Below are 19,628 nucleotides of genomic sequence, written 5' to 3' on the forward strand. Positions count from 1 at the left end.
CAGCACGGTATAAATGGGGCTGCTGGTTGAGCGCCTTCAGCAAAGCTAAGCTCTTCACCAACGGCGATAAGTTCCTAGAACAGGCAAGGCAATCGCCGATGATGCCGTCACTCAACGGTTGCACCAGCGCTCTTGACGATTGCACCAATGCGCCGGGTTTCGCTACGCAAGAACTGGCCCAACTGCTCAGAAGTAGACGGCTGCAGGGTTTGTCCAATCGCCTGCATCTTTTGCTGCAATCCTGGATCCTTGAGGACTGCCATCGTAGATTGATTGAGCTTTTGCACCACCGCCGGCGAGGTGCCTGCGGGTGCAAACATTGCAAACCAAACATCAATCGCATAGCCCGGGACGCCGGCTTCGGCAACGGTCGGAATTTGTGGCAGTGTAGGGGCGCGTGTTTCCCCTGTGGTTGCAAGCACCTTAAGCTTGCCGGCCTGGATCTGCGGCATGGAAATGGACAGGTCCAAAAAGCCCAATTGAATGACACCGCTAAGCAAGTCAGCCATTGCCGCAGAGCCGCCCTTGTAAGGCACGTGTATCAGGTTGGCGCCAGTGTTGGATTTGAGCATTTCACCCGCTAGGTGCAAGATGGTCCCATTGCCTGAAGAGCCATAGTTCAAAGGCTTTTGTTTAGATAAAGCGACCAGCTCTTGCACAGTATTGGCCTGCACCGATGGGTGAACGACCAGCGCGTGGGGACTGCGTGCGACTAGGCTAATAGGCGCAAAGTCTTTGATAGCGTTATAGCTGAGCTTTTGGTACAGGCTGGCGTTGGTCGCTAGCCCCGTCGAGCCGAACAATATCGTGTAGCCATCGGGATGGCTCTTGGCTACATATTCATAGGCAATATTGCCGCCGGCACCGACCTTGTTTTCCACCACCACCGGTTGGCCGAATTGCTGTCCGATACGCTCGGCCACGTTGCGTGCGACCACGTCGGTCGCGCCGCCAGCGCTGAAAGGGACAATCATCTTGATGGGCCGATTCGGGAACACTGAATCCGCCAGAGCGGGACTGGTCTGCACGATGGTCACCAAACCCGCAAGCAGCATTCGCTGCGCTGATGCACTAAATCTTTTCTTCATTTCAATGTCTCCCTACTAGTCATCGAAATATAAAGACAGAAACACTTTCAAGGGGTGCACATAGTGCACCAGTGAGCCATTGGGATGCTTTCGCTGGGAGTTTGACCATTTCTTGATGCAGCGTTGGCGTACTCCAAAGGGAACGGAAAGCCAAAATCAGTGCACAGCAATATCCCTAGGAGCCGGTGATGGCTGACAGATCGGAGGGGCAGCAACTGAACCTAGAATCGCAATGCCATGTCCACCGAAGACTCCAGTTACCGCCACTGCCAGTCCCTGCTCAAAGGCTTGGAGTTGCTGGCCTTGCTCAACCAATGCCCCAACGCAACGGCGTCTATCTCAGAACTCGCACGCCTGTCAGGTCAACATCGCACCACCATCAAGCGCCTACTCGAATCCCTAAAGGTAGCGGGCTATGTCAGCCACGATATTGCTACCAACCTGTACCGCTTGACGTTTCTCGTGCAGCGGCTGAGCCATGGTTTCAGGGATACCAGCCTGATTGCAGAAATTGCCTGGCCGCTAATGCGCCGGCTATCGCAAAAAATAGTCTGGCCCTGCTCATTGGTCGCCCCCGAAGGGGCTGAAATGGTAGTTCGTTACTCCACGCGCGCTTACAGTCCACTGTCTTTTCATCCCGGAATGCCGGGGCGGAAAATGCCCATGCTGACCACGGCGGCGGGCCGCGCCTACTTTGCCTTTGCCTCGGAGGCTACGCGCGCCACACTGCTTGCCATGATTCGTCAGCAGACGCCACCAAACAGCTTGTCCGATCTTCGCGAAGCGAGCATTGGAAGGATGGTTGATCAGGTGCGTCAATGCGGCTATGCCTCCAATTTGGGAGAGTGGACGGATGAGCCCAAATTCAGTGCATTTGCCGCACCGATATCGCACCTGGGCGAGGCGGCCATCTGCCTGAACGTAATTTTTCTCAGCAGCGCACTCGACAGCCAGGCCAAGCGCGACTCACTGGCATCTAGCTTGCTTGATACAGCGCAAAGCATTGAGCGGCTGTATGCCGAGAAAATGCAGCTAGGCAACGAACAACCTCTTTCAAAGAGCTGATTGGACAAAACCGCTCGAGGTTAGTTGTGCTGGAGAGGGTGCACAATGTGCACTCTTTTTTCGAGCGCATTGCTCTTATTGGGGTCGACTCCTACCATTTACTGGTCCCTGCTAGCCAGGATAGGAGATCGAATAATGACCCCCACATGTGCACCTCAGACCATTGCGAGCATGGTCGATGATCAAGTCAGCGAATTTCGAGTTTCGACAGCCGCGTATCGTGGCGAAGCCATGTTCGAGAAGGAGCTGGAAAACATCTTCTACCGTACCTGGATCTACTTGGCGCACGAAAGCGAAATCGCTAATCCAGGCGACTTCAAGTCGACGCAAATCGGTACGCGCCCTGTCATTGTCTCGCGCGGCCGCGACGGCCAAATTCATGCAGTTCTGAACGCCTGTACCCACCGAGGTGCAACCATCTGCCGTGAAGAAAAAGGCACGACTCGCGCTTTCGTCTGCCCGTATCACGGCTGGTCCTTCCGTCCCAGTGGTGAGTTGATCGGTATTCCTGATGAAGCGCGCTACCCAGGCGGCTTTAACAAGGCAGACAAGAATCTCAAGCCGCTGGCACGCGTCGCCAGCTATGGCGGCCTGATTTTCGGTTCCTTCAATGCCGACGTGGAAGATCTTGAGACCTTCCTCGGCGGTGCCAAGCAACATATCGACATCTGGCTGCAGCGCACGGCAGGCAGTAGCTACCGTGTCACGACTTCACACAAGTACGGCTACGACGGCAACTGGAAGTTCCAGAGTGAAAACGTTTACGACGGATATCACCCCGGCTTTGTGCACCGCTCGGCATTCGCAACAGTGCGCAAATTTGAAGGCTCTTTCGAAAACCGTGAACTCAATGCAGCGGTGCGTCAGCAAGGCTTCACACGAGGTTACCCAGAAGGTCACGGAACGCTGGAAGCTGGAGCTCCTCTGGAGTCCGGCGGTATTGACCCCGCGATCCGCGAAGCTTATGAAGCCAAGCTCAAAGAGCTGTATGGCGAACAAGGTGCAGCCGAAACATTGACCAATCGCCAGTTTTTGATTTTCCCGAATCTGGTGATTTTTGACTTCAACATCCGCGTCGTTCAACCCATCACCCACGATAAGACCGAGGTGTACTCCTACCCCTTGATGATCACCGGCGCACACGATGACATCAACAGCAACCGGATGCTGGACGCCCAAACGCGCGTCGGCACGGCTGGGATTCTGTCCGCCGATGACATTGATGTTTTCGCAGGCGGACAGAACGCGCTGAGAGCCGGAGGCTTCGACTGGATCACTCTGTCCCGCGGCCTCGACAAAGAGGAAGTCAAGGCGTGTGGTGAGCGCGTCGGCGTATACAGCGATGAAGTTCCGCAGCGGGCTTTCTGGCGCAAGTGGAAGTCGCTGCTGAGCAACTAAGCACCTTGCGACCAAGCTGAGACTTGTCTGCCTATTAGGCAGGGACTGTGCTGTTCGCCCCTGCTTGCAAGGCCGCTCTATACCCGTTCGCTGAACCGCTTTATTTCAAACTCCAAGCACCATGACACACCCCGTTGAAAAACTGATTTACCAGGAAGCTAGGCTGCTGGATCAAGGCCTTCTGGACGACTGGTTGGCTCTCTATACCAGTGATGCGACGTACTGGATTCCCATTGACGAGAATGCGGACCCCCTCAAGGAGTCTTCCATCATTTTTGACAACCACTTGCGCTTGCAGATGCGCGTTGAGCAGATCATGCGTCAAGCCCGTGTGGCCCAGAATCCGTCGTCATACATGATGCGCATGGTGAGCAATATCAGCCTGCAAGAGCAGGCGAGTGACCGTATCGTGGCCCACTTTTCCATGTTGCTGACAGAGGTGCGATCGGGCGACTGGCGCCAGCAAGGGCTGGGAGACATGCGTCAGCTGCCGGGCCACTGCGAACTTGAGGCAGTCAATGTGGATGGCATTTGGAAGATCCACCGCAAAAAAATTGTGCTCCTCAATCGCAAGCAGCCCATTACCGGTCTTTCCTTCCTCATCTGAACTCAGATCCAGAGCCATCAGCCCCCTCGAAAAACGAAAACAAGAGACAAACATGCTCCTCAAGCCCACGAAAATCACAGCTTTGCTTTTGGCATCTGCGGCCCTTATGGGCTCTTCTGCATACGGCCAAACCGGGTATCCCGACCGCAGCGTCAAGCTGGTGGTTCCATTTGCGCCAGGAGGCTCCTCCGACAGCGCCACTCGAATCCTTGCAGAACAACTGGGACAAAAGTGGAAGCATCCCGTTGTCGTGGAGAACAAGCCGGGGGCTAGTGGCTCGCTGGGGGCACTGCAGGTTGCCAAGTCGGCGGCTGATGGATATACCTTGCTGGTCACCCCTGTCTCCATTGGAACCATTGAGATATTCCTGAAAAACCCTGGTTTTGATCGCAACAAGGACCTGATGCCCATTACGCAATTTGCACGTGGTGACTATGTTCTGTCGGTCGGCAAGAATGTTCCTGTCAAGAACTTTGCGGAATTCGTGAAATTCGCAAAAAGCAGCCCCTCAGGTGTGTTCCATGGCGCTTTTGGTGGAGCGTCCATGCTGGCCTTTGATGGTTTCGCACAGTCCCAGGAATTGCGACATGAAAACGTCAGCTACCGAGGCGAATCACTCGCTCTGAACGCCCTGATGGGTGGTGAAGTACAGGCGGTGCTTTCCACACTGACGGCCGCCAAGCCGTTCATTGATGCAGGTCGTATTAAGGCCATTGGTATTCCATCCAAGGAGCGCTCTCCTCTTGCGCCCCAGATTCCTACGGCTGGTGAAAGCGGTATCAAGGGATTTAACGCAGACTTTTGGTTCGGTCTGATGGCGCCAGCAGGAACGCCAGAGGTAGTGCGCAACAAAGTTGCTCAAGACGTTGCAGAAATCCTGCAACGTCCACAAATTCAGCAGCGCTTTCTTCAACTCGGCTTGATTGCCAAGTCCTCCAAGCCTGAAGAGTTTGCGCAACTCATCAAATATGAATCCGAACGCTGGATTCCGGTTGCTAAGAAATCTGGCATTGAGCCTCAATAAGACATCAGGAGTGTTGAAAATATGTTGGCACTGAGCAAAGTCACCGCTGGTCCTGGTGGGCTGGCCATTCGCGAATGTGAACCACGCGCTCCCGGTGCAGGAGAGATCCTGCTCAAAGTGATCGCAGCCGGCGTCTGCGGCACTGATATGCAGATTTATCACGGCTATGGCGCTTTCGCGCAGCGCGTCAAACTTCCAACAACGCTGGGTCATGAAATGTGCGGCACGGTGGTGCAGGTGGGATCCGGCGTTACTCGTGTCAAGCACGGTGATTTAGTCAGCCTGGAAAGCCACATTCCGTGTGGTGAGTGCATTGCATGTCGCACCGGTCGCGCTCATGTCTGTCCGCAGACACGCTACCCTGGCATTGATATTGACGGAACCTTTGCCGAATATGTCACCGTCCCTGAGTCGATTGCCTGGGTGAACCCGGCAGGTACAGCCCCTGAAATGGCGGCACTTCTTGAGCCCCTAGGTATCGCCGTGCATGCCAGCATGGAAGGTATGGGTGTGGCCGGGAAAACGGTTGTCGTCAATGGTTGCGGCCCCATCGGTCTGATGAATGTTGCAGTGGCTCGACACTTTGGGGCGGACAAGGTCTTTGCCATCGACCCCAATGCCAAGCGCCGCGATATTGCGCTTCAAATGGGCGCGGATGCGGCCTGGGACCCGGAGCAGCAAGATCCGGTGAAGGCGCTCAAGGATGCCACTAAGGGTTTTGGCGCAGATGTGGTTTTTGAATACACCGGCAGCCCTCAAGGTGTTCTCAATACCTTTGGGATGGTTGGAACGCTTGGCGATGTGCGCTGGTGCGCCACACCAGCCAAGCCTATGGAGTTTGACTTTGGCATGTGGCGCAAGGCACGTCCCACCATCTATAACATCCATGGCCGGCGACTCTGGAACACCTGGGAGCTTTCCGCACCACTGGTCTACGGCAACAAAATTAACCTAGCACCGATTGCAAGCCACCGCATTGACCTTGCAGATGGCGCCAAAGCGTTTGAGCTGATCGCTCAAGGCCAAGCGATCAAACCTCTCATTCTCTGTTCCTAATTCATGAACGCTGCTTACATACCCACTCTCGCTTTGCGCGTGCAGGCCATTGATCTCGTCGCCAATGACACCCGCATGTTCACGCTTCAGGCGGAAGAAGGCCATGTGCTGCCTGCGTTCACTGCAGGCTCGCATATCGAACTTCAGCTAGCACCGGGACTCACTCGCAGCTACTCCTTGCTGAATTCTCCCGAAGACACACAAAAATACCAAATTGCCGTCCATCTCTCCCCCACAAGTAAAGGCGGATCGAGTCATCTGCATAGCAATATTCAAGTCGGTCAGACCATAAATTGCTCTGGCCCACGCAACTTGTTCAAGCTAGATGAGAGTGCCGCACACACCTGCCTAATTGGTGGTGGTATTGGCATAACACCGCTAATGTCCATGGCCAAGCGCCTAACACTGCTGAAAAAATCCTGGGAGCTGCACTACTGCGCGCGTACCCCAGACCATGCAGGCTGGATGCAAGAGCTGACTAAACTGGGCCAAGCCAGTGGCAATAAAGTGTCCTTCCATTTCGATCAAATTCCGGATGGTGGCCCACTTAACATTCCAAAGCTGGTCCAACAAAGCCAGAATAGCACCCACTTTTACTGCTGTGGGCCGAGTGGAATGCTGAAGGCCTTCGAAGAAGCTACCGTACAGTGTCCAGAGCGTCGCCATGTTGAGTACTTCACGGCCAAGGCCGAAGCATCTCTTGAGGGTGGCTTCGAGCTAGAACTAGCGCGCAGTGGGAAATGCCTACGGGTGCCAGCCGGGCGCTCAATTTTGGACATAGTGACGGAAGCCGGACTGGATATTCCAACCTCCTGCCGCGAAGGGATCTGTGGCAGCTGCGAAACCCGCATCATCAGCGGAGAAGCTGACCACCGTGACGCTGTGCTGACCCCCCAGGAGCAGGCGGAAAACAAGAGCATGATGATCTGCTGCTCTGGCGCCCGATCAGCTCGTCTAGTTCTCGATCTGTAAGGACTTTTCCCCTTTTTTTAAATCTGAATCGCACCAGCCAAGTACCGGGCATCCATGGGGGGAGGCAGTGTTTGAGTCACACAGTTACTTGGTTTGGATATGCTGCATAGCCACCGATGATTGTCTCAAAGGCTGAGCGAGAGATTGGTTCATGACTTCACGTGACTACCGTTTTCATTGGCAGTAACTGCAATGTGCAGGTCAAGTCAATCATCAAGTCGGCCATCATGATGTAAGTGCTGCCTCCTTCGCTGTGAAGGGATAGGCTCGACGGTATTTGTCCAGATTAGTTCGCGATGTTTACATTAGTAAGGCGTTATGCGCGTGCGAGTAAGCACTTATCGGGAAACGAAAAAGCTTAGAAGTTGCGGAAAATCTTCCGGTTTTGCGTCGGAAGGTGGAGTCTGCTTCGAGTCCGGAATCGGTGCATATTGACTCGCTGAGTCAACTTTCTAAGGCAGACTGAGTGATCATTTCTGCATGTCTGCCATGGCACTCGGGAGATCAAGGTAGGTGCTGAACCCCGCCGAGCAAGTGTTCAAAAAATTGAAAATCCTTGTGTCGGCGGTTCGATTCCGTCCCAGGCCACCAGACATGAAGCCCCAGATCAGCAATGATCTGGGGCTTTTCTCATTGCCGCCTCGAATGTCAGCAATGGGCATGGGTACTGGGCAGCAGAAAGCAGAGCGGCTTGCGCTTGCTTTAGCTTGATTTCAAGGTGTTTCAGCTCCAGTTTGCTTTGTGGGTGAGCGCAATCAGCTTTTCATTTAATAGCGCTTGCATGCTGCCGTTAAGCTTGCAGCTTTCATCGTGCACAGACAGGCACAGGAGCGCGTGTGACAGCAGAGCAGCAACCAAGGGCGTCGCAACCGGCAGCTAACTGGCAGCCGGGCCTGATCGCCATTCACGGCAACCAGACCGAGGCGCTGGCCGATACCGTGCTGGCCTGGCTGGCCGCGCACCCCTTGCAGGCGCTGGAGCCCGAGATCGTGCTGGTGCAAAGCAACGGCATGGCCGAGTGGTTCAAGATGCGCATGGCCGGGCAGCAGGGCGTGTGCGCCGCCGCACAGGTCGAGTTGCCGGCGCGCTTTGTCTGGCGCAGCTACCGGCAGATTCTGGGCAGGCATGAGGTGCCACGTGAATCGCCGCTGGACAAGACGCCCATGATCTGGCGCCTGATGCGTCTGCTGCCGCAATGTCTGGGCGAGTCTGCATTCGCACCGATCGCCAACTTTCTGCGCCCTGGCGAGCCGCAGCGCCTGCTGCAGCTGGCCGAAAAGCTGGCGGACCTGTTTGACCAGTACCAGATCTACCGCGCCGACTGGCTGGCCGCCTGGGAGCAGGGCGAGGATGTGCTGCGCACGGCGGGACGCCCCGATGCGCCCGTGCCCGAAGGGCAGCTCTGGCAACCCCAGCTGTGGCGCAAGGTGCTGGCCGAGCTCGATGAGCAGGAGCGTGCCGCCACCCGCCCGGCTCTGCTGGCGCGGATTCTGGACGCGCTGCAGAGCGGCCGGCCGCCGGTCACGCCGCTGGCGCGCCGCGTGGTGGTGTTCGGCATGAGCCAGATGCCTCTGTCGCTGATGCAGTTTCTGAGCGGCATTGCCCAGCACAGCCAGGTGCTGATTGCCGTTCCCAACCCCTGCCGCTTTCACTGGGCCGATGCCATCGACGGGCGCGAGCTGCTGCGCCAGCAGCGCCGCCGCCACGCCGACAAGGGCGGCAAGGACCTGGCGCAGATTCCCTTGGCCGCCATGCACGCCCATGCCCATCCGCTGCTGGCGGCCTGGGGACGGCAAAGCCGTGACTACGTGCGTCAGCTCGATGCCTTCGACACCACGGATGACACCGCCATGCAATGGGGCTGGCCGCGTGTGGATGTGTATGACGAGGCCGAGGCGGGCGAGCTGATCGACGCACCGCTGCTGGCCCAGGTGCAGCAGCGCATTCGCGATCTGGTACCCATGTCTGAGCACCCTGCCGTCGAGATCGCGGCGGCCGACCAGTCCATCGTCTTTCACAAGGCCCATGGCCTGGTGCGCGAGCTCGAAGTGCTGCACGACCAACTGCTGCAATGGCTGGCCGAGCCTGCCGCTGCGGGCCGCGCAGCGCTGGCGCCGCGCGAGGTGGTGGTCATGCTGCCGTCGATTGAAGAAGCTGCACCCGCCATCCGCGCCGTGTTCGGTCAGTACGGCCGCCACGATGCGCGCCATATCCCGTTTGACATTGCCGACGTGGGCGCGCGCGCCTGCAGCCCGCTGGTGACCGCGCTGCAATGGCTGCTCAAGCTGCCTCAGCAGCGCTGCCGCCTGAGCGAGTTGTGCGATCTGCTCGATGTCCCCTCCGTGGCGGCGCGGGTGGGGCTGGCGGCCGACGATCTGCCCCAGCTCACGCACTGGATGGCCGGCGCAGGCATTCGCTGGGGGCTCAACCATGCGCAGCGCGCCCAGTTGGGCCTGGCGGCCTGTGGTGATCCCAACAGCGCCTGGTTCGGCCTGCGCCGCATGCTGCTGGGCTATGCCAGCGGGCCGGCGCTGCAGGCCCCTTTCGACGATGCACAGGCTTTTGCCGGCATGGAGCCCTATGACGAAGTGGGCGGCCTGACGGCCGAGCTGGCCGGATCGCTGGCCAGCTTGCTGGGGCGCATGCTGCAGTGGTGGCAAACGGCTGCAACGGCCGTGGCTCCCGAGGTCTGGGCCCAGCGTTTTCGCAGTCTGATGGATGACTTCTTTGTCGCGCAGGGCGATGAGGACCAGGCCTTGTGCGCCGCACTCGACACGGCCCTGGTCGGCTGGCAGTCCGCCTGCGAGCAAGCGGGCTTCGATGCCCTGATTCCGCTGGAAGTGGCGCAGGAGGCCTGGCTGCAGGCCCTGTCCGAGCCCGCGCTCAACCAGCGCTTTCGCGCCGGCGGCGTGACTTTTTGCACGCTGATGCCCATGCGCGCCATTCCCTTCGATGTGGTGTGCCTGCTGGGCATGAACGATGGCGACTACCCGCGCCGCGCCATGCGCGTGGACTTCGATCTGATGGCCTTGCCCGGCCAGCAGCGCCCCGGCGACCGCGCGCGCCGCGACGATGACCGCCAGCTGATGCTGGATGCCTTGCTGTCGGCCCGCAGCAAGCTCTACATCAGCTGGGCCGGCCGCCATGTGCGCGACAACAGCGAACAGCCCCCCTCGGTGCTGGTCTCGCAGCTGCGTGACTATCTGCGCCAAGGCTGGCAGGGCGAAGGCAGCGCAGGCCTTTGCGCCAGCGAGCGCGGAGATCTGCTGCTGGCCCAGCGCACCCGCCAGCATCCTTTGCAGCCTTTCAGCCGCCGCTATTTTGAACAGGCTTCGGGGCTGTCGACTTTCGCGCGCGAATGGTATGGCGCGCATGAAGAGCGGGAGGCGCAGTCGCTGCCTGTCGTGGCCGCATTCGAACCTGACCCCGAAGTACCGCTGACGCTGGCACGCCTGACGGAATTTCTGCGCCATCCTGCACGCAGCTTTCTGCGCAACCGCCTGCAGGTACGCTTCGAGCAGGACGAGGAACTGCTGGAGGACGACGAGCTTTTCAGCGTCGATGGTCTGACCGCCTACGGCCTGATTCAGCAGCTGCAGCAAGGCGTGCGCACGCAGCTGGCGCATGATGCGGCGCTGGACGTGGGTCTGCAGGTGCAGCGCCAGGTGCAGCGTCTGGGGCGTGCCGGCGTGCTGCCGCTGGCGGGTCTCGGCAGGCGCGAGGCCGAGGCCTTGCAGGCCCAGGCCACGCCGTCGCTGCTGGCCTGGCAGCAGCACATGCGGTTATGGCCCCATGCGGCGCCGCGCGAGCGGCTGTTGCTGCACTGCGGTGCGGTCACGCTGGACGACTGGATGGATGGCTTGCAGGAGCGCGAAGAGCCGTCCTCGGATGCGGGCCACAGCCGTTGCTGGTTTGCGCTGGAGCCGCGCACGCTGCTGAACAAAAAAGGCGAGCTGCAGGCCTACAAGCTGCTGCCCATCTATGTGCGCAGTCTGGCGCTCTCCAGCACGGGCACCGACACGCTGATGGGCGTGATCGCACGCGACACCCTGGTCTGGGTGCAACCGCTGGAGCCGCAGGCGGCCACGCAGCGCTTGCAAGCCTTGATGCAGCTGTGGCTGGCGGGCCAGAACGAGCCCTTGCCGTTGCCTCTCAAAAGCGCCATCGCAGCCGGCCTGGACGATCTGAGCGCCGCAGCACAGGCCTATGAGGGCGGCTACATGCTGGGCGGCGAATGCGAAGACCCCAGCTGGGCGCGCTGCTACCCCGGCTGGGAGGCGCTGACGGCCGATCTGCGCTTTCACGCCCTGGCCAAGCAGATCTATGGCCCGCTGCATGACTGGCTGGCCGCGCAGGTGCACACCGAGAGCCTGCCCCCGATACAGCGTGCAGACCAGAACGAACAACCAGGAGAGCCGGCATGAGCACGCCCGCCAACCCCATGAAGCCCGACAGCCAGGCGCTGCAGCCCCTGCATTTCCCGCTCTGGGGCTCGCGTCTGATCGAAGCCAGCGCGGGCACAGGCAAGACCTGGACGATTGCCGCGCTCTATCTGCGGCTGGTGCTGGGCCATGGCGCAGAAAATGGCTTTGCCCGCGCCTTGATGCCGCCCGATATTCTGGTCATGACCTTCACACGGGCCGCCACGCGCGAGCTGTCGGACCGCATTCGTGACCGCCTGATCGAGGCCGTGCAATGCTTTCGCGGCGAGGCCGAACCGGCTGCGCACGACAGCTTTCTGCGCGATCTGCGCGATGCCTATGCCGAAGGCACGGAGCGCGATACCGCCGCCTGGCGGCTGGATATGGCTGCGCAGTGCATGGACGATGCCGCCATCCACACCATAGATGCCTGGTGCCAGCGCATGCTGCGTGAGCATGCCTTCGACAGCGGCAATCTGTTTGATGAAACACTGGAGGCCGATGAAAGCCAGCGCCAGACCGAGGCTGCACAGGATTACTGGCGCCAGCAGTGCTATCCGCTGTCGGGCGAGCTGCTGGAGACGGCGCTGCAGGTCTGGCCCGATGTGCAGGCCCTGGTCAAGGATATGCAGTCGCTGCTGCGTGAAGACATCGCCGCCACGGCGGGCGCCGGGACCTTGGGTGAATGCATTGCACAGACCCAGGCGGAGCGTGCGCAGCGGTTGCGGGCACTGGCCGATGGCTGGGACGCCAAGGCCGGGCGCATGCTGCGCTGGATCGAAGGCGAGCTTGACGGCCGCGCTGCGCTGTGGGACAAGCGCAAGCTGCAGGCCCGCTACTATCAGGGCTGGTTCGACAGCCTCATCGTCTGGGCGCAAGACCCCTTGAACCGGTCGCTGGAACTCAGCGATTCCGCCCGCAAGCGCCTCCGCCCCGAGGGGATGGCCGAGGCCTTCAAGGGCTCGACCATGGACTTGCTGCTGCCCACTGAATTTTCCGAGCTGGAGCAATTGCTTAAAGCGTTGACCGAGCTGCCGTCGATCAAGGTGGCGCTGCGCCTGCATGCTGCAGTCCATGTCCAGCAGCGCCTGCTGTGGCTCAAGCGCCAGGCCGGCACTTTCGGCTTTGCCGATATGCTGCAACGCCTGGACGCTGCCCTGGCCGGAGATAACGGGCCTGCGCTGCAGGCCGGCATTCTGGCCCAGTACCCGGTGGCGCTGATTGACGAGTTCCAGGACACCTCGCCGCTGCAATACCGGCTGTTCGACCAGATCTACCGTACGGCAGACAACCGCGCGGACAGCGCATTGCTGCTGATTGGCGACCCCAAGCAGTCCATCTACGGCTTTCGTGGTGCGGATATCTACAGCTATCTGCAGGCCAGGCAGGCGACCGAGGGCCGCCACTATGTGCTGGACACCAACTTCCGCTCCACCGAGGCGCTGGTCGATGCGGTCAACCAGTGGTTTGTGCAGGCTGAAGTGCGCGAAGGCGAGGGCGCGTTCATGTTCCGCGCAGGGCAGAGCAATCCGCTGCCGTTCGAGAGCGTCAAGGCCAATGGCCGCAAGGAGCGGCTGATGCAGGGCAGCCAGCGCATGGCAGCGCTGACCATCGCCTGGGATGGCAGCAGCGAAGAGCCGCTGAGCAATGACGATATCCGCCGCCGTGGGGCGGAGTTCTGCGCCAGCCAGATCGTGCAGTGGCTGATGGACGCTGCAACTGGCTTTGCCGAGGGCGACCAGCCGCTGCAGCGCCTGCGCCCGGCCGATGTTGCGGTGCTGGTGCGCACTGGCAAGGAAGCCACAGCCGTGCGCCGCGCGCTGGCGCGGCGCAATGTGGCCTCGGTCTATCTGTCCGATCAGGACTCGGTATTCGCCAGCAGCGAGGCGCAGGATCTGCTGCTGTGGCTGCGTGCCGTGGCCGCCCCCCTGGACGGACTGGCTGTGCGCGCCGGCCTGGCCACGCCCATGATGGGTCTGTCGTTTGACGAGCTGGCCTGGCTGGCCAGCGATGACGAGGCCTTCGATGCGCGCAGCGAGCTGCTCAAGGAGCTGCACAGCCTCTGGCTGCGCCTGGGCGTGCTGGCCATGCTGCGCCAGACGCTATACCGCTTTGAATTGCCGGCGCGCTGGCTGCAGGATATGGGCGGCGAGCGCCGTCTGACCAACTATCTGCACCTGGCCGAGCTGCTGCAGGGCGCGAGCGCCCAGCTGGAGGGCGAGCAGGCGTTGATCCGCTGGCTGGCCACCCAGATCGAGAGCCCGGGCGCGGCCGGCGATGCGCAGATCGTGCGGCTGGAATCGGATGCCGATCTGGTCAAGGTCGTCACCGTACACAAGAGCAAGGGGCTGGAGTACCCACTGGTCTGCCTGCCGTTTGGCGGCAGCTTCCGGCCTGTGGACGGCAAGGCGGCCTATCTTTCGCTGCCCGTGCAGATCGATGGCGCACCTGCGCGCGAGCTGGTGCTGGACTACGACGATGCACAGTTGGCGCAGGCCGACAAGGAACGCCTGCGCGAGGATCTGCGCCTGCTCTATGTGGCGCTGACCCGTCCGCGTCATGCGCTGTGGATGGGGCTGGCCCCCATGAAGCGCGGCAACAGCAAAAACTGTGCGAACGAACAGGGTGCGGCGGGCTATCTGCTGGCCGGAGCTGTTTCGCAGTCCGCAGCCCGCTGGCGCGCCAGCATCCAGGCCCTGAGCGAGCGTTGCACGCAGATCGCCGTGGTGGATTTGCCGGCCGAACTGCCCGTGGCCTCGCGCTATGTTGCCGCTCAGGCCTTGCCCGCCCTGGCCGCCGCGCCGGTGTACGAGGCGCAGTTCGACCGCCGCTGGGGCATTGGCAGCTTTTCGTCGCTGACCCGCGCCATGGCCGCACCCAGCCTGCCGGTCCTGCCGGTGGCCGCACAAAGCCCTGCCGAGGACGAGCGTGCGCTGCAGGCCCAGGAGGCCGGTGAAGCTGCGCTGGATCTGGGCGTCATCAACGAGGTCATGACCACCCTGCCCACCTTGACCAGATTCGCCGCCGGTGCGCGCAGCGATGCGGCGGTCTGGCACCGCTTCATGCGCGGCCCGGTGGTGGGCAATTTCCTGCACGACCAGCTGGAATGGCTGGCTGCCGAGGACTTTGCGCTGCAGCCCGAGGATGATCCCGACAACAGCGAGCCCCTGGCGGCCCGTCTGCTGCGCCGCTGCGAGCGCGCGGGCCGCAAGGAGCAGGCCGCCGATGTGCTGCAGTGGCTGCGCGCCGTGGTGCACCAGCCGCTGGCGCCGCTCGGTGTCTCGCTGGCCCAGCTGGGCGGAGGTGATGCGCTGTTGCCCGAGATGGAGTTCTGGCTGCCGGCGCGGCGCCTGTCGGCACCGCGCATCGACGCGCTGTGCCGCCGGCACATCCTTGCCGGCCAGCCGCGCCCGGCGCTGCCCGAGCGCGAGCTGCACGGCATGCTGATGGGCTTTGCCGACCTGGTGTTTCATCATGGCGGTCGTTACTGGGTGCTGGACTACAAGACCAACCACCTGGGCCAGGACGGCGCGGCCTACGCACCTCAGGCGCTGGAGCAGGCCATGCTCGAACATCGCTATGACGTGCAGGCGGCGCTGTATCTGCTGGCTCTGCACCGCCTGCTGCAAAGCCGCCTGGGCGCGGCTTACGACCCCCGGGAACAATTGGGCGGCGCGCTCTATTTCTTCCTGCGTGGTCTCGATGGCGAGGCCGCCGGCATGCATGTGCTGAAGCCGCCGCTGGCGCTGCTGCAAGGGCTTGAGGCGCTGCTTGGCGACTGCGAGCAAGAATCGAAGGAGGAGCAGCCATGAAGGGCCGCCGCAAAGCCGATCTGCAGACGCTGGACCTGTTTGCCGCCCCCGTGGATGGGGACCGGATTGCGCCGGACACCACGGACTGGCTGGCCGCTCTGGAACGCCTGGCAGATGCCGGCCTGCTGCGCCGCCTGGACAGCGCCCTGGCGGCGTTTGTGGCAGCGCAGGACGCCGAGGCCGGGCCCGCGCTGCTGGTGGCCACCGCCGTGCTGGCGCAGATGGAGGGGCGCGGCCACAGCTGTCTGCCCTTGCAGGCGCTGGCTGGCGATCCCAATCAGATTCTCGCCTGGCCCAAGGAGGCCGAGCGACTGCAGCAATCGCTATGGGAGCAATTGCCCGGCCGGCTGGCCGACTGGCTGCAGGCCCTGCGCCGCAGCCCCGTGGTGCGTGTCGTGCAGCCGGGTGCGGTAGCGGCAGACCGAGGTCAGCCGCTGGTGCTGCTGGACGGCGCTGCGCCCTTGCTGTATCTGCGCCGCTACTGGGACTACGAGCGCAGTGTCGCCGCGCATATGGCGCAACGCACGGCGGCCGATGCGGTGGCGCTTGACGAACCCAGGATCCGCGACTGGCTGGGACGGCTTTTCACCGCGTCTGCCGTTGCCGCGAATGCGGTGGACTGGCAGAAGCTGGCTTGCGCGCTGGCGCTGCGGGGGCGCATGTCCGTCATCACCGGCGGGCCGGGCACGGGCAAGACCTATACGGCCGCCCGCCTGCTGGCGCTGCTGTTTGCCACGGCGCCGGATGCCGCGCAGCTGCGCGTTGCGCTGGCTGCGCCAACCGGCAAGGCGGCGGCGCGGCTCAAGCAGTCCATCGACAGCTCGCTGCTGGAGCTGAAGGAGGCGGTGGGCCGCGAGCTGGATCTGGAAGCCCTGGTCAAGCGCATGGGGGCGGCACGCACCCTGCATTCGCTGCTGGGCGCAAGGCCCGACACGCGGCGCTTTGCCCGCCATGCGGGCAATCCGCTGGATGTCGACGTGCTCATCGTCGATGAGGCCTCCATGATCCACCTCGAGATGATGGCCGCGCTGCTGCAGGCCCTGCCGCCCACGGCGCGCCTGATTCTGCTGGGCGACAAGGACCAGCTCGCCTCGGTGGAGGCCGGTGCCGTGCTGGGCGATCTGTGCCGCGATGCGCAGCGGGGCAATTACGCGCCGGACACCGCGGCCTATGCCGGGCGCGTGACGGGCCAGCGCCTGCCAGAGCAGTACCTGGCGCCAGCCAGGGCCTTTCCGCTGGCCCAGCACACCGTCATGCTGCGCGAGAGCCGCCGCTTTGGCGGGCCTATCGGTCAGCTTGCACAGGCCGTGAATGCCGGCGATGCACCTTCTGCCATGGCGCTGCTGCGCATGCAGACCCAGGCCGGCCTGCATGCCGAACTCTGGGCACGTGAAGGCGGTGAGGTCGAGGCCGTGGTGCGCAGCGCCGTGCAAGGCCGTGGCAGCATGGCCAGCTATGCCGCCTACGCCGAGGTGCTGGAAAGACATGGGCAGGGCAAGGGGCGCGGCTTTGCCGCCGAGGCCGAGCACCGGCAATGGGTGAGGGACGTGCTGGCCGCCTTCGACCGCTACCGCCTGCTCTGCGCCGTGCGCGATGGCAGCTGGGGTGTGGCGGGCCTGAACCGCGCGGTGGAGCAGGCATTGCAGGCCATGGGCGCCATACGCAAGGAGGGCGAGTGGTATATGGGCCGTCCGGTGATGGTCACCCGCAACGATGCGCAGCTGGGCGTGTTCAATGGCGATATCGGCATGGCACTGCCCAGCTTTGCCGACCCGGCGCGGCTGCGCGTGTACTTCATGCAGGGCGAGCATCTGCACCATGTCAGCACGGCGCGCCTGGCCCATGTGGAGACCGCATTTGCCATGACGGTGCACAAGAGCCAGGGGTCGGAGTTCGAGCACACGGCGCTGGTGCTGGCCGCGCAGGGCGGCAATGTGCTCAGCCGCGAGCTGGTCTACACCGGCATCACGCGGGCGCGCAAGGCGTTCTCGCTGTGGACCGAAGTGCCCGGCCTGCTGGTGTCGGCGATGGGCAGTCCCACGCAGCGCAGCAGCGGTTTGCTGGGATTCATGGAGCGTGCTCAGTAGCCTATGGGGGAGACTCTGTTTTGATAGCCGCTACCGCAGTTCAGGTAAGCACTGGAGGCTTGTTTCGCTCAAGCTGTACAGGTTTCCCATTTGGCCTGGCTCGAAGTGATGAGCCTGTGACGCCGGCGAAGTCCAAGCGCGAGACGGCCAGCAAGGGCCGCCCCGCAGCCAGGGGTGTCGCCCCTCTTCGGGGGAAGGCGCGGGGCCGCCCAGGCGAAGCGGCTCAGGGGATCAGTGTTCGTAAACCGCTTCCCAGTTGGCAAATCCCTTGACCTCGATCGGGTTGCCGCAGGGGTCGGTGAAGAACATCGTCCACTGCTCGCCGGGCTCGCCTTCGAAGCGCACCTGCGGCTCCAGAATGAAGGCCGTGCCAGCGGCTTTGAGGCGTTCGGCCAGGGCCAGCCAGTCGGGCTTGAGCAGGATCACGCCCAGGTGGGGCATGGGCACCATATGGTTGCCGACCTTGCCGGTGTTGCTCACGGCAAAGGGTTTGCCCAGGTGCAGGGAGATCTGGTGGCCGAAGAAGTCGAAATCGACCCAGGTGTCGGTGCTGCGACCCTCGCGGCAGCCCAGCACGCTGCCGTAGAAGCGGCGGGCCTGGTCAAGATCGGTCACGTGGTAGGCGAGATGAAAAGCGCTTTGCATGATGGAGCCGAGCGTAGCATCACCGGATCGAGCCAGGCGCCCAGGCGCATCAGCGCGCAGCCTTGGCCTGTATCCGTGCCATCAGTTCCTCGGTGTTGCTCTTGCGGTCGGCGTTGACCTTCTGCACCGTGGGACGTTCGCCCATGCGGGCCAGATAGTCGCGCACCGGCAGCTCGGCCAGCAAATCGCTGCCGCCCACGATCTTGCAGGCGCTGCTGACCAGGGGCAGGTGCACGATGGCGCTGCAGTCGGCCAGCGTGAAGCTGTCGCCCGCGATGAACGGGGTGTCGAAGCGGGCCAGCTTGGCGAAGGCTGCAATGTTCTTTTTCAGCTGCTCCAGCGTCTTGTCGCGCGCGCCGTCACTGATCTTGCCGCCGAAGAAGGCCTGGGGGTAGAGGTTGCGCGCCACCAGCTCCAGGTGCAGGTTCAGATAGACGCAGAGTTCGCGGACCTTGGCGGCAGCAAAGGGGTCCGAGGGCAACAGCGGCACCTTGCTGGACAGCGTTTCCACATATTCGATGATGGCGTCGGACTCGCTGATGGCGCCATGCTGGGTGCGCAGATATGGCACCTTGCCCAGCGGCGATTCCTCGGGGTTGGTGCTGCCCAGCCAGGCGAGTTCCTCCGCGAAGGGAATCTGCTTTTCCATCAAGGCCAGCTTGACCTTGTTGTAGTAGTTGCTGGCCGAAAATCCGCACAAAGTCAGCATGCTTGTCTCCTGAACGGTTGCTGTGAATAGGTCACGACTTACGCAAAACGGGTCCAGCCAAGACGACTGCCTTGGGAGGCAGGCCGATGCTGCATTCTTGTTTGCGTCAGTCCCATAGAGATAGGTATCCGTGGCCACGCTATCGTAGAGGCAAGTGGTGCAAGCCCTGCGTCGCCAACCGGATAGCGGGCCAGCTCCTACAATCGCCCCATGCATTGGCGCGCACACCCTCCTCGGCACGAACCGGCAGCCCTTATGGCGCGCTGGGCGCTGGGGGCATGGTTCTGCGTGCTGCTGGTCAGCATGATCACGCCCTGGGCGCGCGCCACGCCGCCTGCCGGCTGGGAGGCTGTGTGCACGGCCAGCGGCAGCACACACTGGGTGCCCAGCCCCGCCAGCGACGATGCCGCCACCCCGCATGGACTGGATTGCGCGCTGTGCCTGCCGCTGCTGGCGCCGCCGCCAGCGCAGCAGCCAGATCCGGGCAGTCACCGTGCCATTCTCGATGCCCTGCCTTGGGCCGATGTTGCTCGCAGAGCTTTTGTCTCCACCCTGCCGCCCGTACGCGCACCGCCCTTTGAGACTCTGAAAAACATAGCTGAGGGCGCTTGATGGTCAAGCGCTTCAGATCGATTTGAGATTGATACGACTTATGCCAATCAGGCTCAAGCAAGGGCTTCGTTTCAAGAAGACCATCTTGATGCACCCTTGTTTGCGTAAGTCCAGACTGAATTTGAATGGAGA

General features: G+C 62.0%; 14 protein-coding genes. 11 read left to right on the forward strand and 3 right to left on the reverse strand.

Features of this window, described 5'->3' with window-relative positions; translation table 11 throughout:
* Positions 1-107: 107 nt before the first annotated feature.
* The gene (locus NOX35_RS02020; RefSeq protein ID WP_256495551.1) at positions 108-1,088 is read right to left on the reverse strand and encodes a tripartite tricarboxylate transporter substrate binding protein; all 981 of its coding nucleotides are present in this window, start codon (positions 1,086-1,088) and stop codon (positions 108-110) included.
* A 237-nt stretch (positions 1,089-1,325) separates the two neighbouring features.
* Between NOX35_RS02020 and NOX35_RS02025 the strand changes: the two genes are divergently transcribed.
* From NOX35_RS02025 to recD, 10 genes are all read left to right on the forward strand, one after another.
* Positions 1,326-2,153 carry a helix-turn-helix domain-containing protein gene (locus NOX35_RS02025; RefSeq protein ID WP_256495552.1) on the forward strand — a complete coding sequence of 276 codons (828 nt, stop codon included), beginning with the start codon at positions 1,326-1,328 and terminating at the stop codon, positions 2,151-2,153.
* 171 nt (positions 2,154-2,324) lie between these two features.
* Positions 2,325-3,551, forward strand: coding sequence for a Rieske 2Fe-2S domain-containing protein (locus tag NOX35_RS02030; protein WP_256495553.1), 1,227 nt, complete (start codon positions 2,325-2,327; stop codon positions 3,549-3,551).
* 121 nt (positions 3,552-3,672) lie between these two features.
* Positions 3,673-4,158 carry an aromatic-ring-hydroxylating dioxygenase subunit beta gene (locus tag NOX35_RS02035; RefSeq protein WP_256495554.1) on the forward strand — a complete coding sequence of 162 codons (486 nt, stop codon included), beginning with the start codon at positions 3,673-3,675 and terminating at the stop codon, positions 4,156-4,158.
* A 52-nt stretch (positions 4,159-4,210) separates the two neighbouring features.
* The gene (locus NOX35_RS02040) at positions 4,211-5,182 is read left to right on the forward strand and encodes a tripartite tricarboxylate transporter substrate binding protein (RefSeq protein ID WP_256495556.1); all 972 of its coding nucleotides are present in this window, start codon (positions 4,211-4,213) and stop codon (positions 5,180-5,182) included.
* A 21-nt stretch (positions 5,183-5,203) separates the two neighbouring features.
* Positions 5,204-6,238: an alcohol dehydrogenase catalytic domain-containing protein gene (locus NOX35_RS02045; RefSeq protein WP_256495558.1), complete on the forward strand. Its 1,035-nt coding sequence runs from the start codon at positions 5,204-5,206 to the stop codon at positions 6,236-6,238.
* A gap of 3 nt (positions 6,239-6,241) precedes the next feature.
* Positions 6,242-7,210: a PDR/VanB family oxidoreductase gene (locus NOX35_RS02050; protein WP_256495559.1), complete on the forward strand. Its 969-nt coding sequence runs from the start codon at positions 6,242-6,244 to the stop codon at positions 7,208-7,210.
* 513 nt (positions 7,211-7,723) lie between these two features.
* Positions 7,724-7,921, forward strand: a complete 198-nt coding sequence (locus tag NOX35_RS02055) for a hypothetical protein (RefSeq protein WP_256495561.1) — start codon at positions 7,724-7,726, stop codon at positions 7,919-7,921.
* A 125-nt stretch (positions 7,922-8,046) separates the two neighbouring features.
* Complete coding sequence (gene recC, locus NOX35_RS02060; RefSeq protein WP_256495562.1) at positions 8,047-11,634, forward strand: exodeoxyribonuclease V subunit gamma; 3,588 nt, start codon at positions 8,047-8,049, stop codon at positions 11,632-11,634.
* Positions 11,631-15,443, forward strand: a complete 3,813-nt coding sequence (gene recB, locus NOX35_RS02065) for an exodeoxyribonuclease V subunit beta (RefSeq protein WP_256495563.1) — start codon at positions 11,631-11,633, stop codon at positions 15,441-15,443. Before recC ends, recB begins: the two co-directional genes overlap by 4 nt.
* Positions 15,440-17,530, forward strand: coding sequence for an exodeoxyribonuclease V subunit alpha (gene recD, locus NOX35_RS02070; protein ID WP_256495564.1), 2,091 nt, complete (start codon positions 15,440-15,442; stop codon positions 17,528-17,530). Before recB ends, recD begins: the two co-directional genes overlap by 4 nt.
* Before the next feature lie 231 nt (positions 17,531-17,761).
* Here the strand turns inward: recD and NOX35_RS02075 are convergent, their stop codons facing one another.
* Positions 17,762-18,175: a VOC family protein gene (locus NOX35_RS02075; RefSeq protein WP_182285417.1), complete on the reverse strand. Its 414-nt coding sequence runs from the start codon at positions 18,173-18,175 to the stop codon at positions 17,762-17,764.
* A 49-nt stretch (positions 18,176-18,224) separates the two neighbouring features.
* A complete protein-coding gene (locus NOX35_RS02080) occupies positions 18,225-18,884 on the reverse strand; it encodes a glutathione S-transferase (protein ID WP_256495565.1) in 660 nt (219 codons plus the stop codon).
* A 255-nt stretch (positions 18,885-19,139) separates the two neighbouring features.
* Here NOX35_RS02080 and NOX35_RS02085 point away from each other — a divergent pair, with 255 nt between their 5' ends.
* Positions 19,140-19,496 (forward strand): DUF2946 family protein, encoded by a 357-nt coding sequence (locus NOX35_RS02085; RefSeq protein ID WP_182285419.1) that lies wholly within the window; start codon positions 19,140-19,142, stop codon positions 19,494-19,496.
* Positions 19,497-19,628 lie beyond the last annotated feature (132 nt).

This window comes from Comamonas sp. C11 (assembly GCF_024496285.1).
Lineage (GTDB): Bacteria > Pseudomonadota > Gammaproteobacteria > Burkholderiales > Burkholderiaceae_C > Comamonas > Comamonas testosteroni_F.